The organism is Terriglobia bacterium (genome assembly GCA_020073185.1).
GTDB lineage: Bacteria > Acidobacteriota > Terriglobia > Terriglobales > Acidobacteriaceae > JAIQGF01.
This window is the reverse complement of the sequence record JAIQFT010000017.1, coordinates 92,097-108,649: the sequence shown is the minus strand read 5'-3', so window position 1 is coordinate 108,649 and position 16,553 is coordinate 92,097. Positions and strand designations below refer to the sequence as shown.

The 16,553-nt window shown below is 61.2% G+C and carries 15 protein-coding genes; 7 read left to right on the top strand and 8 right to left on the bottom strand.

Annotated features, from left to right (window positions below; genetic code table 11):
- A partial coding sequence (locus LAN64_08550) for a hypothetical protein (GenBank protein MBZ5567885.1) occupies nucleotides 1-1,119 on the bottom strand: 1,119 nt, incomplete at its 3' end.
- 249 nt (nucleotides 1,120-1,368) lie between these two features.
- Nucleotides 1,369-1,584 (bottom strand): energy transducer TonB, encoded by a 216-nt coding sequence (locus LAN64_08545; GenBank protein ID MBZ5567884.1) that lies wholly within the window; start codon nucleotides 1,582-1,584, stop codon nucleotides 1,369-1,371.
- Between the two features lie 205 nt (nucleotides 1,585-1,789).
- On the opposite strand from LAN64_08545, the gene LAN64_08540 reads away from it, so the two are divergent.
- Entirely contained in the window at nucleotides 1,790-2,395 is a 606-nt protein-coding gene (locus tag LAN64_08540; protein ID MBZ5567883.1) for a hypothetical protein, read from the top strand.
- Between the two features lie 164 nt (nucleotides 2,396-2,559).
- Here LAN64_08540 and LAN64_08535 read toward each other — a convergent pair whose 3' ends face one another.
- Nucleotides 2,560-3,570 (bottom strand): energy transducer TonB, encoded by a 1,011-nt coding sequence (locus LAN64_08535; GenBank protein MBZ5567882.1) that lies wholly within the window; start codon nucleotides 3,568-3,570, stop codon nucleotides 2,560-2,562.
- Nucleotides 3,571-4,071: 501 nt separating this feature from the next.
- Between LAN64_08535 and ileS the strand changes: the two genes are divergently transcribed.
- The 3 genes from ileS (at nucleotide 4,072) to LAN64_08520 (ending at nucleotide 9,026) form a co-directional block, all read left to right on the top strand.
- Complete coding sequence (gene ileS / locus LAN64_08530) at nucleotides 4,072-6,861, top strand: isoleucine--tRNA ligase (GenBank protein ID MBZ5567881.1); 2,790 nt, start codon at nucleotides 4,072-4,074, stop codon at nucleotides 6,859-6,861.
- A complete protein-coding gene (lspA, locus tag LAN64_08525) occupies nucleotides 6,851-7,375 on the top strand; it encodes a signal peptidase II (GenBank protein MBZ5567880.1) in 525 nt (174 codons plus the stop codon). Before ileS ends, lspA begins: the two co-directional genes overlap by 11 nt.
- Nucleotides 7,376-7,748: 373 nt before the next feature.
- Entirely contained in the window at nucleotides 7,749-9,026 is a 1,278-nt protein-coding gene (locus LAN64_08520) for a Glu/Leu/Phe/Val dehydrogenase (GenBank protein MBZ5567879.1), read from the top strand.
- A gap of 45 nt (nucleotides 9,027-9,071) precedes the next feature.
- On the opposite strand, the gene LAN64_08515 is transcribed toward LAN64_08520, so the two are convergent.
- Both LAN64_08515 and LAN64_08510 read right to left on the bottom strand, forming a co-directional pair.
- Nucleotides 9,072-11,318, bottom strand: coding sequence for a transglycosylase SLT domain-containing protein (locus tag LAN64_08515; protein ID MBZ5567878.1), 2,247 nt, complete (start codon nucleotides 11,316-11,318; stop codon nucleotides 9,072-9,074).
- A gap of 12 nt (nucleotides 11,319-11,330) precedes the next feature.
- Nucleotides 11,331-12,452, bottom strand: coding sequence for a hypothetical protein (locus LAN64_08510; GenBank protein MBZ5567877.1), 1,122 nt, complete (start codon nucleotides 12,450-12,452; stop codon nucleotides 11,331-11,333).
- 225 nt (nucleotides 12,453-12,677) lie between these two features.
- Between LAN64_08510 and LAN64_08505 the strand changes: the two genes are divergently transcribed.
- The 3 genes from LAN64_08505 (at nucleotide 12,678) to LAN64_08495 (ending at nucleotide 13,966) form a co-directional block, all read left to right on the top strand.
- A complete protein-coding gene (locus LAN64_08505; protein ID MBZ5567876.1) occupies nucleotides 12,678-13,304 on the top strand; it encodes a sigma-70 family RNA polymerase sigma factor in 627 nt (208 codons plus the stop codon).
- On the top strand, nucleotides 13,301-13,540 hold the full coding sequence (locus LAN64_08500) for a zf-HC2 domain-containing protein (protein MBZ5567875.1): 240 nt from the start codon (nucleotides 13,301-13,303) through the stop codon (nucleotides 13,538-13,540). Before LAN64_08505 ends, LAN64_08500 begins: the two co-directional genes overlap by 4 nt.
- 186 nt (nucleotides 13,541-13,726) lie before the next feature.
- Nucleotides 13,727-13,966 (top strand): hypothetical protein, encoded by a 240-nt coding sequence (locus LAN64_08495; protein ID MBZ5567874.1) that lies wholly within the window; start codon nucleotides 13,727-13,729, stop codon nucleotides 13,964-13,966.
- A 37-nt stretch (nucleotides 13,967-14,003) separates the two neighbouring features.
- On the opposite strand, the gene LAN64_08490 is transcribed toward LAN64_08495, so the two are convergent.
- From LAN64_08490 to LAN64_08480, 3 genes are all read right to left on the bottom strand, one after another.
- Nucleotides 14,004-14,444: a CBS domain-containing protein gene (locus LAN64_08490; protein ID MBZ5567873.1), complete on the bottom strand. Its 441-nt coding sequence runs from the start codon at nucleotides 14,442-14,444 to the stop codon at nucleotides 14,004-14,006.
- 173 nt (nucleotides 14,445-14,617) lie between these two features.
- Nucleotides 14,618-15,769 carry a M48 family metalloprotease gene (locus tag LAN64_08485; GenBank protein ID MBZ5567872.1) on the bottom strand — a complete coding sequence of 384 codons (1,152 nt, stop codon included), beginning with the start codon at nucleotides 15,767-15,769 and terminating at the stop codon, nucleotides 14,618-14,620.
- A gap of 332 nt (nucleotides 15,770-16,101) precedes the next feature.
- A complete protein-coding gene (locus LAN64_08480) occupies nucleotides 16,102-16,482 on the bottom strand; it encodes a hypothetical protein (GenBank protein ID MBZ5567871.1) in 381 nt (126 codons plus the stop codon).
- Nucleotides 16,483-16,553 lie beyond the last annotated feature (71 nt).

Sequence of the window (16,553 nt, the reverse complement as noted above, 5' to 3'; positions counted from 1 at the left end):
TTCGCGAAAGTCGTCCTGCTCGATATACAAAATCTTCGAAAACGGAATTGTGCGAGATCCCATCGTGACGTCTTCCGGATTGTTTACAGTCTCAAACTCTTCAACCTGGTTTTCCGGATAATTATCGATGATCAGTTTCAGTGGACGGAGCACAGCCATCATGCGGGGGGCGCGCTTGTTCAAATCCTCACGAATGCAGTCTTCGAGCACGCCGACTTCAACTACCTGAGTCTTCACCACGCTGCGGGTGACAGACTGAGTGCCGCTCGGCGTGAGAAAGATTTCAAAGGCCAGCAGATATTTTCCGGGCTCCACTCTCTCTTTGGCGCCGACCTCGAATACCTCCACGCGGGTCTGATAAGGTTCAATCTCAATTCCCCGACGTTCAGTCTGCGAAGGTGTTTTTTCGCCGGCACTAGCGCCTCTGCGAAATACGGCAGCAAGCCTCCGCATTAAACCAACACTCTCCGCCACCGCCCCCGAACCGCAATCCTTCTGGTCCGCAGGAAAGCAAATGAAATCGGGACCGCTGGCCTGGATGTTCAACAAAAGTTTTCGCCCCAGCTTGTTCGTGAGCAACAAGTTGACCTTGCCCCGGTGATAGGTATCAAGTGTTTCCAGAGTGGTCTCGATCTTCGCGTCGAGATAACTGTCCATCAAGGCAGGTTCACGGCTCTTTACGGGCACAGACAAGGCGACAATCTTCGGGACCGACTCCTCCTTGTAATCGATTCGCAAGCGAACCGAGCCTGTAACTGGGTCAAGCCCCGCCTGGGAGAACTCAAGCGTCCAAGCCGTCTCCGCATGTGGCGCCAAGCTTGCCAAATGCAGAGAGGAGGCTGCGGATATTTTCACTGCCTCATCGTTCAGCCACGACAGTCCCACATCGCGCAGGCTCGCTTCGGTCGCATTCCGCAACACTACTAACACCCGCGTCCTCTGGCCACCTGGCAGCAACTCTACGGAATTGGGAAGCACTTCCGCTTCTGGATGACCAGAGGCGCCGCTCGCCACAGTCGCCCCTGCCACGAAAGTAGCAAGGAGCAAAGCGAGGACCTGGGTGACGAGGCGCTGGGATCGACAGCCGAAAGCGCCGATTATCCAGAATGCAGATGGCATGGCCTTTGCATACCTCCCGTAGAGCCGAAAGACGGAGACAGGTTTGGGGGATGCCGGGCGGATGCATGATATATCGCCTGTCTCCTTTTTCACACATAGTGGATCGTCTGCAGGTTGCCAGACCCGGAGCGGCGGAATCGAATGGAGTCAATCAGGACGAAAAGACGGTCGGAGAGGGCGGTCGCATGCGAACGCCGCAAAAAACGAAAGAGAGACGCCGGTTACCTCTCTCCTTTTCGCTTGTAATTGCTACAGCGAACTATTCTCGTAGAGCCTGAAGTTTACTTCGACGTTGATCTGCAGCGCCACCGGGCGGCCGTCCTTCAGGGCGGGCTCGAACCTCCACGGGCGCACGCCATCCCTAGCCTTCCGATCCGGGCGCAAGCCGAGCGGGCGGGCGACCCTGACATTCTGCGAGTGGGCGTAGGGGTCCACCAACCACAGCACTGGGAGAAAAAAGGCCACTTGTCACGACATTTTCGGAGCCGGTATAAGAATCCGCCACTCTTGTGGGGGGCGAAGGCATCGAGGCCACTTCCTGTGCGGGAGACAATCCGGTTTGGAGAGGACACTAGCGTGGACATGAAAATACACAAGAGTTAGGCCGGCCGTATTACCCGTAAGAGCAGCCTTGGAAGTCTGGAATTTTCACTAGCACGCGGAGGAGAGAATGAATCGACTGAACCGATATGCAGTATCCATCCTGGGGCTGAGCGTGATGGTCGCGATTATCGCGGGAGTTAACGCAACGCCGACGCAAGCCGGCCCCACCGTCAGCGGTATCGTGAACATTGGCAACACGCCCTTGCCGGTCACCCTTCCCGAGTCGCCCTTGCCGGTCACTATCGGCAACACGCCAGTGCCGGTTACGCTCGCCAACGCGCCGAGCCAGGGAACTCCGTTGCAGTTTACGTTAGTCGGAGAATTCAACGACGGTTCTATCGAACTGCAGCAAGGGAGTACGGGTTCGATTTCTTACAACGTGACGCAAGGATCGAGTTTCCGGGTAGACTTCATCTCCTGCCGCGCCGTAAGTCAATCCGCGGACAATGTTCGTATCGCTTTGCTGTCGTCCCCGTCCGAACTGGCGGAATTCATTACACCGGCGGCAACCCCTTTCCCGCTCGTCACGAATCCGGATGGCCATGTATCGGTGGTGAACCAGGAGGTAAACGCCTATGCTCCGTCGGGCAGATTTGTGTTGGTTGCACAACGTAATTCGACCGCGGGCTTTGGGGCCGTCACCTGTTTCATCTCCGGAGAAACCTTCAACTGAAGACTGGGGCTCCCGATTTCGGCGTGAATTAGAATACGGAGCGGCGCAGAGTCGTGCCCTTTAGCACATCGGCCAAGGCTGAGGACAGGATCCGAAGATAAAAAGTAAAAGGGGAGAAGCCGGTTAGCTTCTCCCTTTGTTTGAATTCGCTACAGCGAATGTTTCTAGTAAAGCCTGAAGTTCACTTCGACGTTGATCTGGACCGCCACGGGGCGGCCGTCCTTCATCGCAGGCTCGAACTTCCACTGGCGCACGGCCTCCATGGCCTTTTGGTCCAGGCCCATGCCGAGGGAGCGGGCGACCCTCAACTGTTGTGGGCGACCGTTCGTGTCGACGATCAGCCACAGCACCACGGTGCCCTGGTACTTGGCCTTGCGGGCCTCTTCGGAGTACTCGGGATCAGGAGTCTGGAGGGCGCGGGGAGCGGAGACGCCGCCGCCAACCCGGAAGACGCCGCCGCCAATGCCTCCGCCGCGACCGGGACCGACGCCCGGTCCTTCGCCCGAGCCAACGCCACCGCCGGAGCCTGAGCCGATGCCGCCACCCGAGCCGGTGCCGTTAGAGGGCGGGCCAATCGGCGCCTTGGGATCGCCGAAGTTGGGCATCGCCGCCTGCGCAATCTTCACTTGTGGCGGAACCACGACCGTGGGCTCCATGGGGAGCTTGGGATGGTCGTTGCGGATGACCATCGCCGGGGGGGTGAACTGCTCCATGGCGAACCTGGGCAGACGTCCCCTGGGGGCAGGAAGCTTATCGCGATCGCCGCCGCCGCCACCGCCGCCGATGGTGTCGTTCTTCTTGGACGAGAGCGGCATGTATTCGGAAATGTCGGGCGCCACGATGGAGACGGTGGGCTGCTGCGCCTGCTGGACGACCCTAGCGCCGGCGATGGAGACAGCAATCAGGCCGCCGATCACGACCAGGTGGGCGCAGGTCGAACCGAGAATGCCGCGCTTCTTGTAATTGTAATCGCCCCAGATTTCGCGCACCGGGACCGGTCTGGAGGTCAGGCGGAGGGGAGGCAGCTTCTCGGGATGACGCCAGTCGTGGATTTGCCGCCGCAGCGACTGCCACAGCGGCAAGTCAAATTGATCTTGGGGAAGCAGTAGATTGAGTTCAGGAACAGCGGCAGGCCGCTGAACTTCAGCATCCGATGGTTGTAACGGTTGTTCCATGTAAGTGAAATCCCGATTAGGTCACTCTGGCCAATCTTCTCTGGTTAGCCGGAGCCTTGCCCTGGTAAGGGGATGAGCACATCTGGTGCCAAGTTGTTCTCTCATTGGACGGCCCCGCCTGCCGGAAGGGCACAGATTATTGCAACCACCTTGCCCGCCGACGCGAACCGGACAGAGGCCATCCTAACTGCCTGTGCGTATAAGTTAACACGGAGCCGCTGCAGGAGTCGCGGTGGGGGAAGTTTTTACATGGGAGAGACAAATTTGCGGGGTACTTTCGGACGTGTACGAGAGTACGTCAACGTGTCGTTTGGGCGGCCTTTCCGTAGCGCCAGTTTGTCGTCGTCAAGCAAGAATAGCCGGTTCCTCGCTGGCTTCGGAATGACACCTGTTTAGAATTAGAGATCGCTATAATGAAATGATATTTCTGATCGTAGAGGCGAGGTCGGAGTGCCGCAAGAACTGAAAGCCACGCTCAACCTGCCGAAAACCGAGTTTTCGATGAAGGCCAACCTGCCTCAGAACGAGCCCAAGATGCTGGAACGCTGGGAGCAGATGGGGATTTACGACCTCATCCGGCAAGCGCGGCGCGGGGCGCCCATGTACGTGCTGCACGACGGGCCTCCCTACGCCAACGGTCCCATTCACCTGGGCACGGCGCTGAACAAGACAGTGAAGGATTTCATCGTGAAGTCGAAGAGCATGGCGGGCTTTGATTCGCCGTACCTGCCGGGTTGGGACTGTCACGGGCTGCCGATCGAGATCAAGGTGGACGAGGCGCTGGGGCGCAAGAAGCTGGAGATGGATCCCATCCAGGTGCGGCAGGCGTGTCGCGAGTACGCCGAGAGGTTTCTCGACCTGCAACGCGAGCAGTTCAAGCGCATCGGCGTGTTCGGGCGGTGGGAACGGCCATATTCGACGATGACGCCGGAGTACGAGGCGGTGGTCATCGATACGCTGTTCAAGTTCATTGAGCAGGACGCGGTGTACAAGGGCCTGCGTCCGGTCTATTGGTGCATTCACGACGAGACGGCGCTGGCGGAGGCGGAGGTCGAGTACAAGAACCACGTCAGCCCGTCGGTGTGGGTGAAGTACCGGCTGAGCAGCGAGGCGGCGAAAATCGACCCGGCACTGGCGGGCAAGAAGGCGTTCACCATCATCTGGACGACGACGCCCTGGACGCTGCCCGCTTCGATGGCGGTGGCGTTTCATCCTGAGGAGGAGTACGTGGCACTGGAATCCGGCGGCGAGGTGTACATCGTCGCCGAGAAGCTGGCGCCAGTAACGGCGGAAAAATGCGGGCTGCAGAAGAACGCGGTGGCACGCTTCCCCGGCAAGAAGCTGGAGCGTGCGATGTTTGCGCACCCCTTCCTGGATCGCCAGATCCTGGGCGTCCTCGCCGATTACGTGCACATGGAGGAAGGCACGGGCGCGGTACACACCGCTCCGTCGCACGGCGCCGACGACTTCTATACCGGGCAGAAATACCACCTCGACCAGACATGCAACGTGGACGAGGCCGGACGCCTGCGCCATGGCTTGCCGGAGTACGAAGGCAAAACGGTGTTCCAGGCGAACGACTCCATCGTTGAACTGCTGAAGAGCCGCGGCGTGCTGCTGTACTCGGAGAAGATCGAGCATTCCTATCCACACTGCTGGCGCTGCCACAACCCGGTGATCTTCCGCGCCACCGAGCAGTGGTTCATCTCGATGGAAGCGAAAATGGGCGGCGGGACGTTGCGGAGCCGCGCCCTGGAAGAGATCAAGAAAGTGAAGTGGGACCCGGCGTGGGGCGAAGAGCGGATTTCCAACATGATCGGCACCCGGCCGGACTGGTGTATCTCGCGGCAGCGCGTGTGGGGCGTGCCCATCGCCATCATCTTCTGCGAAGGCTGCGACGAGTTTCTGCGCGCGCCCGCTGTGCAGCGCGCCATCGTGGAATTGTTCCGGCGCGAGGGTTCGGATGCGTGGTACAGGCGCAAGCCGGAAGAGATCGTGCCGGCGGGAACCAAGTGCGCCCACTGCGGCGGTACACAGTTCCGCAAGGAAATGGACATCGTGGACGTGTGGTTCGAGTCCGGATCGAGCTACCTGGCGGTGGAGGAGGCGGCGAGCGATTTGCTGTGGCCGTCGGACATGTACATCGAAGGCGGCGACCAATATCGTGGCTGGTTCCACTCTTCCCTGCTGTGCTCGATCGGGGCGCGCAATTCAGCGCCGTACCAGACGGTGGGCACGATCGGGTGGACGCTGGACATGCAGGGCCGCGCCATGCACAAGTCGCTGGGTAACGACGTGGATCCGGTCGACATCGCCAAGCGGCTGGGGGCGGAGATCGTGCGGCTGTGGGTGGCGTCGGTGGATTTCCGCGAGGACGTACGCTCGGACGAGGCGCTGATGCAGCGCATTGCCGAGACCTATCGCAAGCTGCGCAACACGTTTCGCTACATTGTCAGCAACCTCTACGATTTCGATCCGCAACGCGATGCGGTGCCCTACGCGGAGATGCAGTACCTGGACCGCGTAGCGCTGGTGCAGACGGCGCAGATCGCGGAGCGCGTGCTCGGCTGGTACAAGGACTTCCTTTTCCATCGGGTTTACCAGGACGTAAACGGATTTTGCGTGGACACGCTGAGCAAGACGCTGTTCGACGTGCTCAAGGACCGGCTCTACACGTATGCGCCGAACTCGCGGGCTCGGCGCTCGGCGCAGACGGCGATCTGGCGCATCGGCGAGGCGCTGGTAAGGCTGCTGGCGCCGCTCATGAGCTTTACCGCGGATGAGGTCTGGGGTTTCCTACCTAAGGTTGCGGAGCGCGAGCAGAGCGTTCACCTGGCCTTGTTCCCGCAGCCAGAGAGCATACCCGGCGATGGGTTCTCGTTATCGAGCAAGGGGACGCAAGACCTAATGGCGGAGTGGCAGGACCTGTCGCACGTCAGAGACGAGGTGCTGAAAGCGCTGGAGGCGGCGCGCACCCAAAAGCTGATCGGGTCGGGGCTGGAGGCAGAAGTGCGGCTGAGCGTGCCCGAGTCGCTCCACGAGGTGGTGCAGCGGCACGAGAAGGAATTGCGCTACTTGTTTATCGTATCCAGCGTCCAATTAGCAGCAGCTCCCTCGGGAAACGGCAGCGGTAGCGGGATTACGGTTGAAATCGGCAGGGCTCCTGGCCAAAAATGTGAGCGTTGCTGGAATTATTCCACCCAGGTGGGAAGCGATCCGAAGTTTCCGACCGTATGCGAGCGCTGCAGCGAGGCTTTGAAGGAAATCGAAACGGGAGCCCATGGACGCTAAACCGAGCAAAGGCAGCCATGCCATGCGCAAGTACCACTTCCTGATTGCCGTGCTGGTGGTGGTGCTGGACCGCGCGAGCAAGTGGGTGGTGGCGGGCAAGATTACGCTGCACGACAGCGTGGCCGTGCTGCCGGGGTTCTTCCGTCTGACGCACGTGCAGAACAGCGGCGCGGCCTTCGGGCTGTTCGCGGAATCGTCTTCAGAGTGGAAAGTCGCCATCCTGGTTATGTTCTCGATTCTTGCGCTCGCGGTGGTGTCGGCGCTGCTATGGAAGAACAGCCACAGCATGACAACCACCGGGGTTGGCTTGGCGCTGATTCTTGGCGGAGCGGTGGGAAATCTGTGGGACCGGCTGCTGGCCGGACACGTGGTGGATTTCCTCGATTTTTATCTCGGCAGCTATCACTGGCCGGCGTTCAACATCGCCGACAGCGCGATCGTGATTGGGGCGCTGCTGCTGGTGGCGGAGATACTGTTCGCGAAATCGCCGGCGGAACAAAATGCGATTCGGTAGGTGTGGCGAGCGATTCGTGGCTAGTGGCCAGCGACCGGCAACGGCGGGTTCCGTCTGCCACTGACGACGAGCCGCTGCTCACCGTCTATCCCAGGCGTTTGCCACCCTTCCCGTCCGGGTGTATAACCAGGACCGCGGACGCGTGGGGTGTCCGCGACCTTCATCGGCCCTTTCTCCAGCGCGGCAATGGAAACGACGGATGCCCTTTTCCGTCGCGCACGCCTAGCGATCCGAACACCGCGCCGGCGCTCTCGTGTCGGGAGGACGCCATGGAACAACGTGAAGTTGCCGCCTGCGTCGTGGCGCAGAACGCGGCGCCCGCCAGCCTCTCCTCTGGCTCCTTACCGTCATCATCTCATTCAAGGAGAACTCTATGGCAACTGTCCGAACCCCGATTCGAGTCCAGGAGGAATTAAATCCGTTCGCGATCGCGATGCAGCAGTTCGACCGGGCCGCCGAGTACATGAGGCTGGATCCGGGATTGCGCGAGGTGCTGCGGCGGCCGCGGCGGGCGCTGACCCTGTCGTTGCCGGTCAAGATGGATGACGGGAGCGTAAAGGTCTACGAGGGATTCCGGGTGCAGCACAACAGCAGCCGCGGCCCATGCAAGGGTGGCATTCGCTACCACCCCGGAGTCACTTTCGACGAAGTGAAGGCGCTGGCTTCGTGGATGACGTGGAAGTGTGCGGCCGTAAATATCCCGTTCGGCGGCGCCAAGGGCGGGATCGTGTGCGATCCGAAGCATCTGTCGCGAAACGAACTGGAGCGGCTGACGCGCCGCTATGCCTACGAGATCTCTCCCCTGATTGGACCGGACACCGACATTCCGGCGCCCGATGTCTACACCGACTCGCAGGTGATGGCGTGGATCATGGACACCTACAGCATGACGCGGGGGCACATCACGCCCGGCGTGGTCACCGGCAAGCCGCTGTTCCTGGGCGGGTCGCTGGGACGCAATGAAGCCACGGCGCGCGGCTGCATGTTCGTAATCCAGGCGGCGTGCAAGGTTGTAGGAATCCACCTGAAGGGAGCGACGGTGGCGGTCCAGGGCTTTGGCAATGCGGGAAGCATCGCAGCGGAATTACTGGACGGGCGCGGAGTGAAGATCATCGCGGTGAGCGACTCGCGCGGTGGCGTACTGAACCGCAAGGGGCTCGATATCCAGGCGCTGCTTGCGCACAAAGAAAAAACCGGCTCGGTGGTGGAATTCCAGGATTCGGAGCCGATCGGAAACGAGGCGCTACTGCAACTCGACTGCGACATCCTGGTTCCGGCAGCGCTGGAAAACCAGATCACCATCGCCAACGCCGATCGCATCCGGGCGAGAATCGTGGCCGAGGCAGCCAACGGGCCGACCACGCCGGGTGCGGATGCCGTGCTCCACAAGAAGGGCGTCATGGTGCTGCCCGACATCCTGGCCAACGCCGGCGGAGTGACCGTGTCTTACTTCGAATGGGTGCAGGACCTGCAGGAACTCTTCTGGGACGAGAACGACGTGAATCGCCGGCTGGAGAAGATCATGGTGCGCGCTTTCGAGGACGTCCACAAAACAGCTCAGAAGTACAGGGCGGACATGCGCACGGGGGCATACATCCTGGCGATTGACCGAGTCGCCATGGCGACCAAGTGGCGCGGGATCTGGCCGTAGGGCGGGTTGCAGGCTTCGGGCTGCAGGCTGCGGGGCTGGAGACCTCTACGGCGTTCCGTACAGGCGCTTGTACACCGTGGCGTTGCGCAAGATGGCCTGCACGTACTCGCGGGTCTCGCTGAACGGTATGGACTCTACAAATTCGGTCGCGTCGCGATATTTCCCGTTGGCCAGCCAGCTCTCGACGCGATCGCTCCCCGCGTTATAGGCCGCGAGCGCGTATTCCACGTGCCCGTTGAAATGGTCCACCAGCTCGCGGAAGTAACGCGTTCCCAGTTGCAGGTTGAAATTGGGCACCAGCAACTGCTGGTTGGAGAATCCGTGCACCTTCATCGAGCGGGCCAGCTTGCGCCCGGTGCTGGGCAGCACCTGCATGAGACCAAAGGCATTGGCGTGCGAGATGGCCTCCGGGTTGAATTCCGACTCCTGGCGGATCAGAGAAGCCACCAGGAAGGGATCCAGACCGTTCGTCGACGAGTATTTCTTCACGTCCGCCCACCACGGACGCGGGAACAGGTCCTCCCAGTAGGGACGCGGCAATGCTTCCAGATCCATGGCAAAGTACGACGGCACAGCGCGTTTCAGCACCTGCAAGGCGCGGTAATACTGGCCATTGTCACGATACAGACGCGCCATTTCCGCGGTTGCCCAGGACGCTCCGCCTTCGTCGGAAGCCATTTTCAGCTCACGAATAGCGAATTCGGTGAGCCCGCCGTTCTGCAGCAATTGCGCTTTCTGCGCCCGCAGATCGTCGGCCGACGGCTCGACGCGGGTGTAGGCCGACGTAAAGCGGATCGGCGGAATTTTTTCCAACACGGGATCGGGATCGGACGCCGCCGTGCGCCTCAGGTCCTGTAACCGCTGCCGCGCCAGCTCGGCGTAGTAATAATTGCGGAAGCGTTGCGAGAGCTTTTGGTAATAGATGCGAGCCTTAGGCGGATCCTGCTCCTCCTCGGCCAATCGTGCGCGCCAGTAGACCGCGGCCGGAACTTGCTGCGACGCCGGATAGCGCGCGATCTGCTCTTCGAACCCCCGGCGCGCGGTGTCGGCGCGTCCCTGGCGGAGGTTGAGCCACGCTACCTTCCAGTGCGCGTAAGGCGCGAGCTTGCCCTGCGGAAAACGCTCCACGATTTCGCGATAGCAATCAATGGCGCGATCGTAGTCGTTGCGCAGCAGGAACATGTTGCCGGCGCTGAGCAGCGCTTGCTCCAGCCAAACGCTGGAGGGCGCGGCCTGCCGGACTTGCGCCAGCGTGCTGAGAAAGAGGTCATCATCACCGGCGGTGCGCGCCATCTCGGCGAGATAGTAAAGCCGCTCGCCGTTCAGATCGCCGGGTGGCAGCGACATGGATGCGAGCATATGCCGGGCTTGGCGATCGTCACCGCTGTGGTGCATGACGCCGGCGAGCGCGACCTGCACCACGGGGCGGTCTTCCGGCGAAGCCAACTGCGACAGCGCTTGATATTCCGGCACCGCTTCGCGATAGCGCCGCGCCAGCGCGAACTGGTCGGCACGCGTCTTCTGCAGCGCGTAGGTGGCGCCCAGGCCGCCGGACGTACCCAGCAGCTTGCCGGCATCATCGGCTTCGGAGGCCAGCGGGGCAGAGAAGTAAATGTGGCGCAGCACGTCGGCGCCGCGCGCGTTATCACCGGCGCGAAGCAGCGCGCGCCCATAGGCGAATTCCAAGTCCGAGCGATATGGACGGCGGTACTTTTCCAGCAGCGCCGCCGCCCGCGCCGGATCGCCGGATGTCACCAGGGCGTTGGCGTAGGCAACGGCGGCGTCACGCGCGAAAATCGAGTCGGGATACTTGGCGGCGAAATCGCGCAGCGTGAGGATCGCCAGGTCAGTTTGCGCCGTTGCCTGATAGGAAGATCCGAGAAAGTACGTCGTGTAGTCGGCGAGGTCGCCGGCGCGCGCCTGCGCCAGCTTGAGCGGTGCAACGGCTTTCGCCGGCTCGTGATCGAGAATGTGCGCGTAGGCCAGCGCCAGGTTGGCAAGCACGCCGGCGTCGTCGTGCGCGTGCCTGCGGGCGTAGACCTCGACTCCTGCGTACGCCGCCCGGCTGCGGTCTTCGAGCAGTTGGCGCGCCATCGGCTTCAACTCTGCCGATGCGACAAACGCGCGATGAATGCGCCGAATGCGCCGCGGGCTGACCGTCTTCTTGCGTTTCTTGGACTTGCTCCGCGCCGATGAGGCGTTCTTCTTGGAAGATGTGGACGTTGGGAAAGCCAAAGCAGAGGTGGCGAGGGCCAAGGTGAGGGCGAGAGCTATCAGGGACCGGATGCGCACGACAGCTTCAGTTTACCCCGAAAATCCACTGCCGAGCAGTGCAGGATCATCATTCGCCAAGATGTGGATCAATTCCTGGGTGAAATAATTCCCGCTGGCGGCGACAGTTGAGCCGTAACGTCTGTCGTAAGTGGCACGGCTTTTGTCGATGTCGTCCTTCAGGCGGGCATACAGATCCTGGTGCGCGCGCCCCTCCGCCACCTTGGCTTGGTTGTAAAGTTTGATTTCATCCACCAGGAGCTTGGCGAAGCGCCGGGCTTTCTTGTGGACCTCTTCTTCTTCCTGCGACGAGGGCGCGGGCGCGGCGGCCGCCACGGAAGCAGGAGCGGTGACGGCGGCAGCGGCCACGGATGCCGCCGAAAAGCCGGGCGTGGGCGGCTCAACTTGCTGCGCTTGAGGTTCTTGCTGGGGAGCGGCTTCGTCGTGGTGGGCGGGAGGTTCAACGTAACGCGGGATTTTATCGCTGTCGGGCACAGTCTCGGCGACGGGCGTACCGGCCTTGCGGGTGGCAACGACTTCCAGCCACAGTCCGCAAAAACGTACCAGGCATTCGAGGGCGGAAGGATCGAGGCCGCCGCCGGGTTGGGTTCCGGCATCGGCATAGACGAGGGCGGCGACTTTGTCGCGCAGCATCAGGGGAAGCACCACGGCGTTGGTTCCGTCGGCCGGGGCGCCAAACAGGGAAACAAAACGCGGATCGAACTCCGCCGCCGACGCGGTCGCGGGAACACGGTCGCGGTAGGCGCGCGCGGCCAGGCCGTGGTTCAGATCAATGGTGAGCGCCTTGAGTTGATCACGGGATTCGAGGCCGGTAGCGCGCCAGCCGGTGGCAACGCCGCCGCGAATGACGAACAGGGCCGCGCGCTTGGCGAACTTCGAGGCTCCTTCCAACAAGGAACTTAGGATGTCGGTCTGGGTCACGGAATCGAGCACGGAGTTCGCGGCAGCATTCAGCAAGTCGGTGGGCGCACCGCCCGGGGGCGATGCCGGCGGCGCGTCCTGCCTTGGCATCGCCGCGGCAAGCTGCTCGCAGGCATGGTCGATGAGTTCGTCTTTGAGGGCAGTGACGTGCGTGGCCAGACTGACACTGACCACACGCTCGATGATCTCCCGAATGTGATTGGAATCGTCCATGAACCCTTTCCCTGGATGCGGCGCGGACTGCCGCGATTATATGAACTGAAAATCCAGTGTCAATGCGCGACAGCGGAATTTCCCCTTTGCCGCTCCGCGAGGGCACCGCGCGCCGCGATACGAAAATCGGCGGGAGCGGCAAAAGATGGATGTGCGCCGCCAGGCAAACCGGTAGAATAGATTTTCTTGATCCGGGGCATCATAAATTCTTGAATCGGGAAGCTGATGGGAGCCATCCAAAAAGTGAACGAGCCGGTCATTGATGAGCTGAAACTGGTGCGTGCCGCCAAGACGGGCGACATCAGCGCCTTCGAGCAGTTGGTGCATCGTTACGACCGGAATGTCTTTCGCATTGCTCAGCACATCACGCAAAATCGCGAAGATGCGGAAGACGTGGTGCAGGATGCGTTCCTGAAGGCGTACGAGAACCTCAAGAACTTTCAGGAGCAATCCAAGTTTTACACCTGGCTGGTGCGGATCGCGGTGAACGAAGCGCTGATGCGCCTGCGCCGCCGCCGGCCAGAACGCATGGTGTCCCTCGACGAGGAGGTCAAGACCGACGAGGACAGCATGCCGCGGGAGGTCGCGGACTGGAGCCCCAACCCGGAGCAGTTATACACGCAGTCGGAGTTGCGGGACATCTTGACCAAGACCATCCAGGGACTGCCTTCCAGCTTCCGCACGGTGTTCGTACTGCGCGACGTGGAGGGGTTGTCGACGGAAGAGACGGCGGAGGCGCTGGATTTGAGCATTCCTGCCGTGAAATCTCGGTTGCTGCGGGCACGCTTGCAGTTGCGCGAGAGGCTGAATAAGTACTTTAAGAAGCGCAAGAGCGGAGACAGGAAAACGTGAATTGCTCTGATTTCCTGAAAGAGCTAACCGACTACTTGGACGAAAGCCTGGACGCGCGAACACGGGCCGAGTTGGAAGAACATCTGCAGTGGTGCCACAACTGCTTCGTCATCTGCAATACCACCAAGAAGACCATCGAGATCTACCGCGATTCCCAGCTCTACGAACTGCCCGACGACCTGCGCACCCGGTTGCACACCGCCATCATGACCAAGTGCGAGCAGAAAAAACTCTAGGGACGAGCCCCAGAGTTTTCCACCGACACCATTTTTCTATTCCCAAATTCAACAATCCAAAGCGGTTACAAAACCGATGCAGGATGCTTTCCTGGCGAATCTTTTCCGACTATGCTGTGTCTAATTAAGCGGATGGAAGAAAGCATGTTTGTCGGACCAGCGGGGCCCGCTGTGAAGGGTAGGTCCATGATTAAAGACGTGTTGGAAATCCTTATCGGCTGCTCGCACAAGCACTATAGCTTTCCCATGACGGCCAAGCCCGGTCAGCGCCGCAGCGAGGCGGCCTCCGTGACCGGCACCTATGTGGTTTGCCTGGATTGCGGCAAGGAATTCGCCTACGACTGGCAGGAGATGAGGCTCGTCTCCGCCCGCCAGAAGGGCGGCGCACTGACTGAAGCGGCCGAGCCGTTCGCCAAGTCTGCCTGAGCGGCAGCGCTTCCTGGGTCAGGGGGAGAACCCTACTCTAAACCGCGGCGCCTGAGGAACTCTCCGCTTCGGCCAGCAGTTCGTTGAGCAGAGCGAGGGCGTCGCTGCGGGTAACGATGCCCACCAGTTTTCCGCTTTCTACCACCGGCAGGGCGCCGATTTTCTTGGTGTAGAGCAGCGAGACCACCTCGCGCATAGTGGTTTGCGGCGTGACCGTGATGGGATTGGCGGTCATGGCGCGCGTGATCGGCGTCATTTCAAACACGGCGTTGTACTCTTCCGGCGTGATGTGACCCAGCAGGGAGGGCGCCATCTGTGCCACGTCGCGGTCGGTAACGATGCCTACCACCGTGCCCTCGGCGTCAATGACGGGTACGTGGCGCTTGCCGCTGCGGCGGATCAGCAGCGCGGCCTCGAGCAGGTGGAGGTCATCGCGCAGGCTGCTCACCTGTGTGGTCATGTAGTCGCGCACAAGCATGGCCAGTCCTTTCGGCCCCGGAGCGGGCCCGGACGGGATGTCTGGATAGCGGCAAATTCTAGCATCGCCATGGCCCTTCACAAATCACACTCTGCCTGTGAAACCGCCCAGCGAAAGGAAAAACCGGCAGCTTGCGCCGCCGGTTTTTGCCAAGACCGAAGCTTGAAACTGCTTTAGTCGTTATCTCTCCGCTTCAGCGTCGGACGATCATCATCGTTGTTCCCGCCGTCGGTTTTCTTGCTGTTGTCGGCCGTGGTGCGGCGCAGCGTGGGACGGCCTTCCTTGTCCTCGGGTCCACTGAGCTTGCGGCGGTTCTCGATGGCCGCCAGACGGGTTTTCACGTCGTCGAATTCCGAGGTGTTGATGATGTATTGATCGCGGGCCGGCAGCACCTTGGCAATCTCTTCCTGGCTCTTGGTGATGCGGTCCGGCGTCTGCGGATGGGTGGCGAAGGCCTTGGCCAGCGATCCCGGTTTCTTCTTCTCCTTGGCTTGCACCTTCTCGAAGAAGGAAATGAAGGCCTGCGGATCGTAGCCCGATTTGTACATATATTCCAGCCCAAGGTAATCGGCCTCGGCCTCGAAGCCGCGGCTGAAGCTCAGGAAGGTCAGCGGCAATCCGATGCCCGCCGCGGAGCGGATGGCGTACCCCAGCCCGCCGCCGACAAAGATCAGTGGGATGCTGGCGATATTGGCGAACTGCGCGCGCGTCATCTGGCGCGTAGCGTGGCGCGCCGCGACGTGCGCGATCTCATGCGCCATCACGCCCGCCAGTTCGGCCTCGTCATCGGCCGCCAGGATCAGCCCGGAGTTAACGTAGAAGAAGCCGCCGGGGAGAGCGAAGGCGTTGATCTCATCGGAATCGACAACCTTGATGGTGAAGGGCACGCGCGCGTCGGAGTTGCGCACCAGGTTCTGCCCGATGCGATTGACATACTCGGTCACCACCGGATCCTGTACCAGCTTCACGCTGGCCTCGACTTGGGCAGCGAACTCCTTGCCCATCGCGATCTCTTTTTCCAGCGAGTACCAATTGCCCAGCCCCTTGCCGCCGCCGATTTTGCGGTTGCCGATGGCGTCAATATCGTTCTTGCCGCCGTCGTGCGTCTCTTTGGGTGGATTGGCAACCTGCGGGACCAGTGTGTCGGTCTGCGCCGCCGGTTTCTGCGCGTCGGCCGGCGCAGCGCCGGTGGTTTGCGGCGTACCGGTGACCGGCGGAGTTCCAGTCGGATTGGGATTGTTCTGGGAATCGCTCTGCGCAAACGTGCACGGCGCCAGGGTAGCCAGCATTAACGCGACCGCGAGGGTGGAGGCGCGAAACTTCATGGTGCACATCCTTTGTTGGTTGCCGACCAACTGGTTAATTACATTATACAGCCGAAACTGGGGCATTCGGGCACCGGCACGGGCCGAACGCCGCCCCCGCTACTGACTTGGATGAACATTCGGCGATGCGGGAAACATGTAATTCGGCGGCAGGCAGCGACGCGACGGGCCATGCCCCCGCCTCATGTGTCAACCCAATGCCCGGCAACAAGTCTCGCCGCCAGGGATGAAATCGTATATAAGCGGAAGAGTGTGAACGGGCGAAGAGAGTCTCAGTTTGAGTCAAACGCCTGACTATCGGCTGCGCCTGAAACTGAAACTCGAGAACGGCGTTAGGTGGCGCGCAAATTCTCCGTGCGCTCGGAAGGCTCCAGTTCCGGCTGCGCATGCAGAGTAAGGATCTCAATCTTGGTGGCGCGCCACTCGCCATCTTTGTCCTGCTGCGCGGTGACTCGCACCTCGGCCCCGCTGACAATGGACATTGCCGGCAGCTTCTGGCGCTCGCCTGCCGGAACCGAGTCGGAGTACATCACATCAGCGCGGCCGATCCCCACCCGCCGCGTCTGCCCGCCGCTCTTCAGGTACATCCATCCGGGCGTGATGTCGGGGCCGTGAATCACCACGCCGCGAAATGTTCCCGGCGTGTCAGCCCAAAGGAATGCGGCGGATATCAGCAGAATCGCCGCGACGATCGGCAGTGCCATCTTGCGCATGGCAAATTCGATGCCGGAGCGGGTAGGCTGGGTTACTAAAAAAAAGCTTTCAGCTATCAGCTGTCGACCAC

Bases quoted from the DNA above. Each gene is read 5' to 3' on its own strand.
- LAN64_08510 (MBZ5567877.1), bottom strand. From the start codon at position 12,452: ATGGACGATTCCAATCACATTCGGGAGATCATCGAGCGTGTGGTCAGT.
- LAN64_08490 (MBZ5567873.1), bottom strand. From the start codon at position 14,444: ATGCTTGTGCGCGACTACATGACCACACAGGTGAGCAGCCTGCGCGAT.
- LAN64_08540 (MBZ5567883.1), top strand. From the start codon at position 1,790: ATGAATCGACTGAACCGATATGCAGTATCCATCCTGGGGCTGAGCGTG.
- LAN64_08495 (MBZ5567874.1), top strand. From the start codon at position 13,727: ATGATTAAAGACGTGTTGGAAATCCTTATCGGCTGCTCGCACAAGCAC.
- lspA (MBZ5567880.1), top strand. From the start codon at position 6,851: ATGGACGCTAAACCGAGCAAAGGCAGCCATGCCATGCGCAAGTACCAC.
- LAN64_08535 (MBZ5567882.1), bottom strand. From the start codon at position 3,570: ATGGAACAACCGTTACAACCATCGGATGCTGAAGTTCAGCGGCCTGCC.
- LAN64_08505 (MBZ5567876.1), top strand. From the start codon at position 12,678: ATGGGAGCCATCCAAAAAGTGAACGAGCCGGTCATTGATGAGCTGAAA.
- LAN64_08520 (MBZ5567879.1), top strand. From the start codon at position 7,749: ATGGCAACTGTCCGAACCCCGATTCGAGTCCAGGAGGAATTAAATCCG.
- LAN64_08485 (MBZ5567872.1), bottom strand. From the start codon at position 15,769: ATGAAGTTTCGCGCCTCCACCCTCGCGGTCGCGTTAATGCTGGCTACC.
- LAN64_08480 (MBZ5567871.1), bottom strand. From the start codon at position 16,482: ATGCGCAAGATGGCACTGCCGATCGTCGCGGCGATTCTGCTGATATCC.
- ileS (MBZ5567881.1), top strand. From the start codon at position 4,072: ATGAAGGCCAACCTGCCTCAGAACGAGCCCAAGATGCTGGAACGCTGG.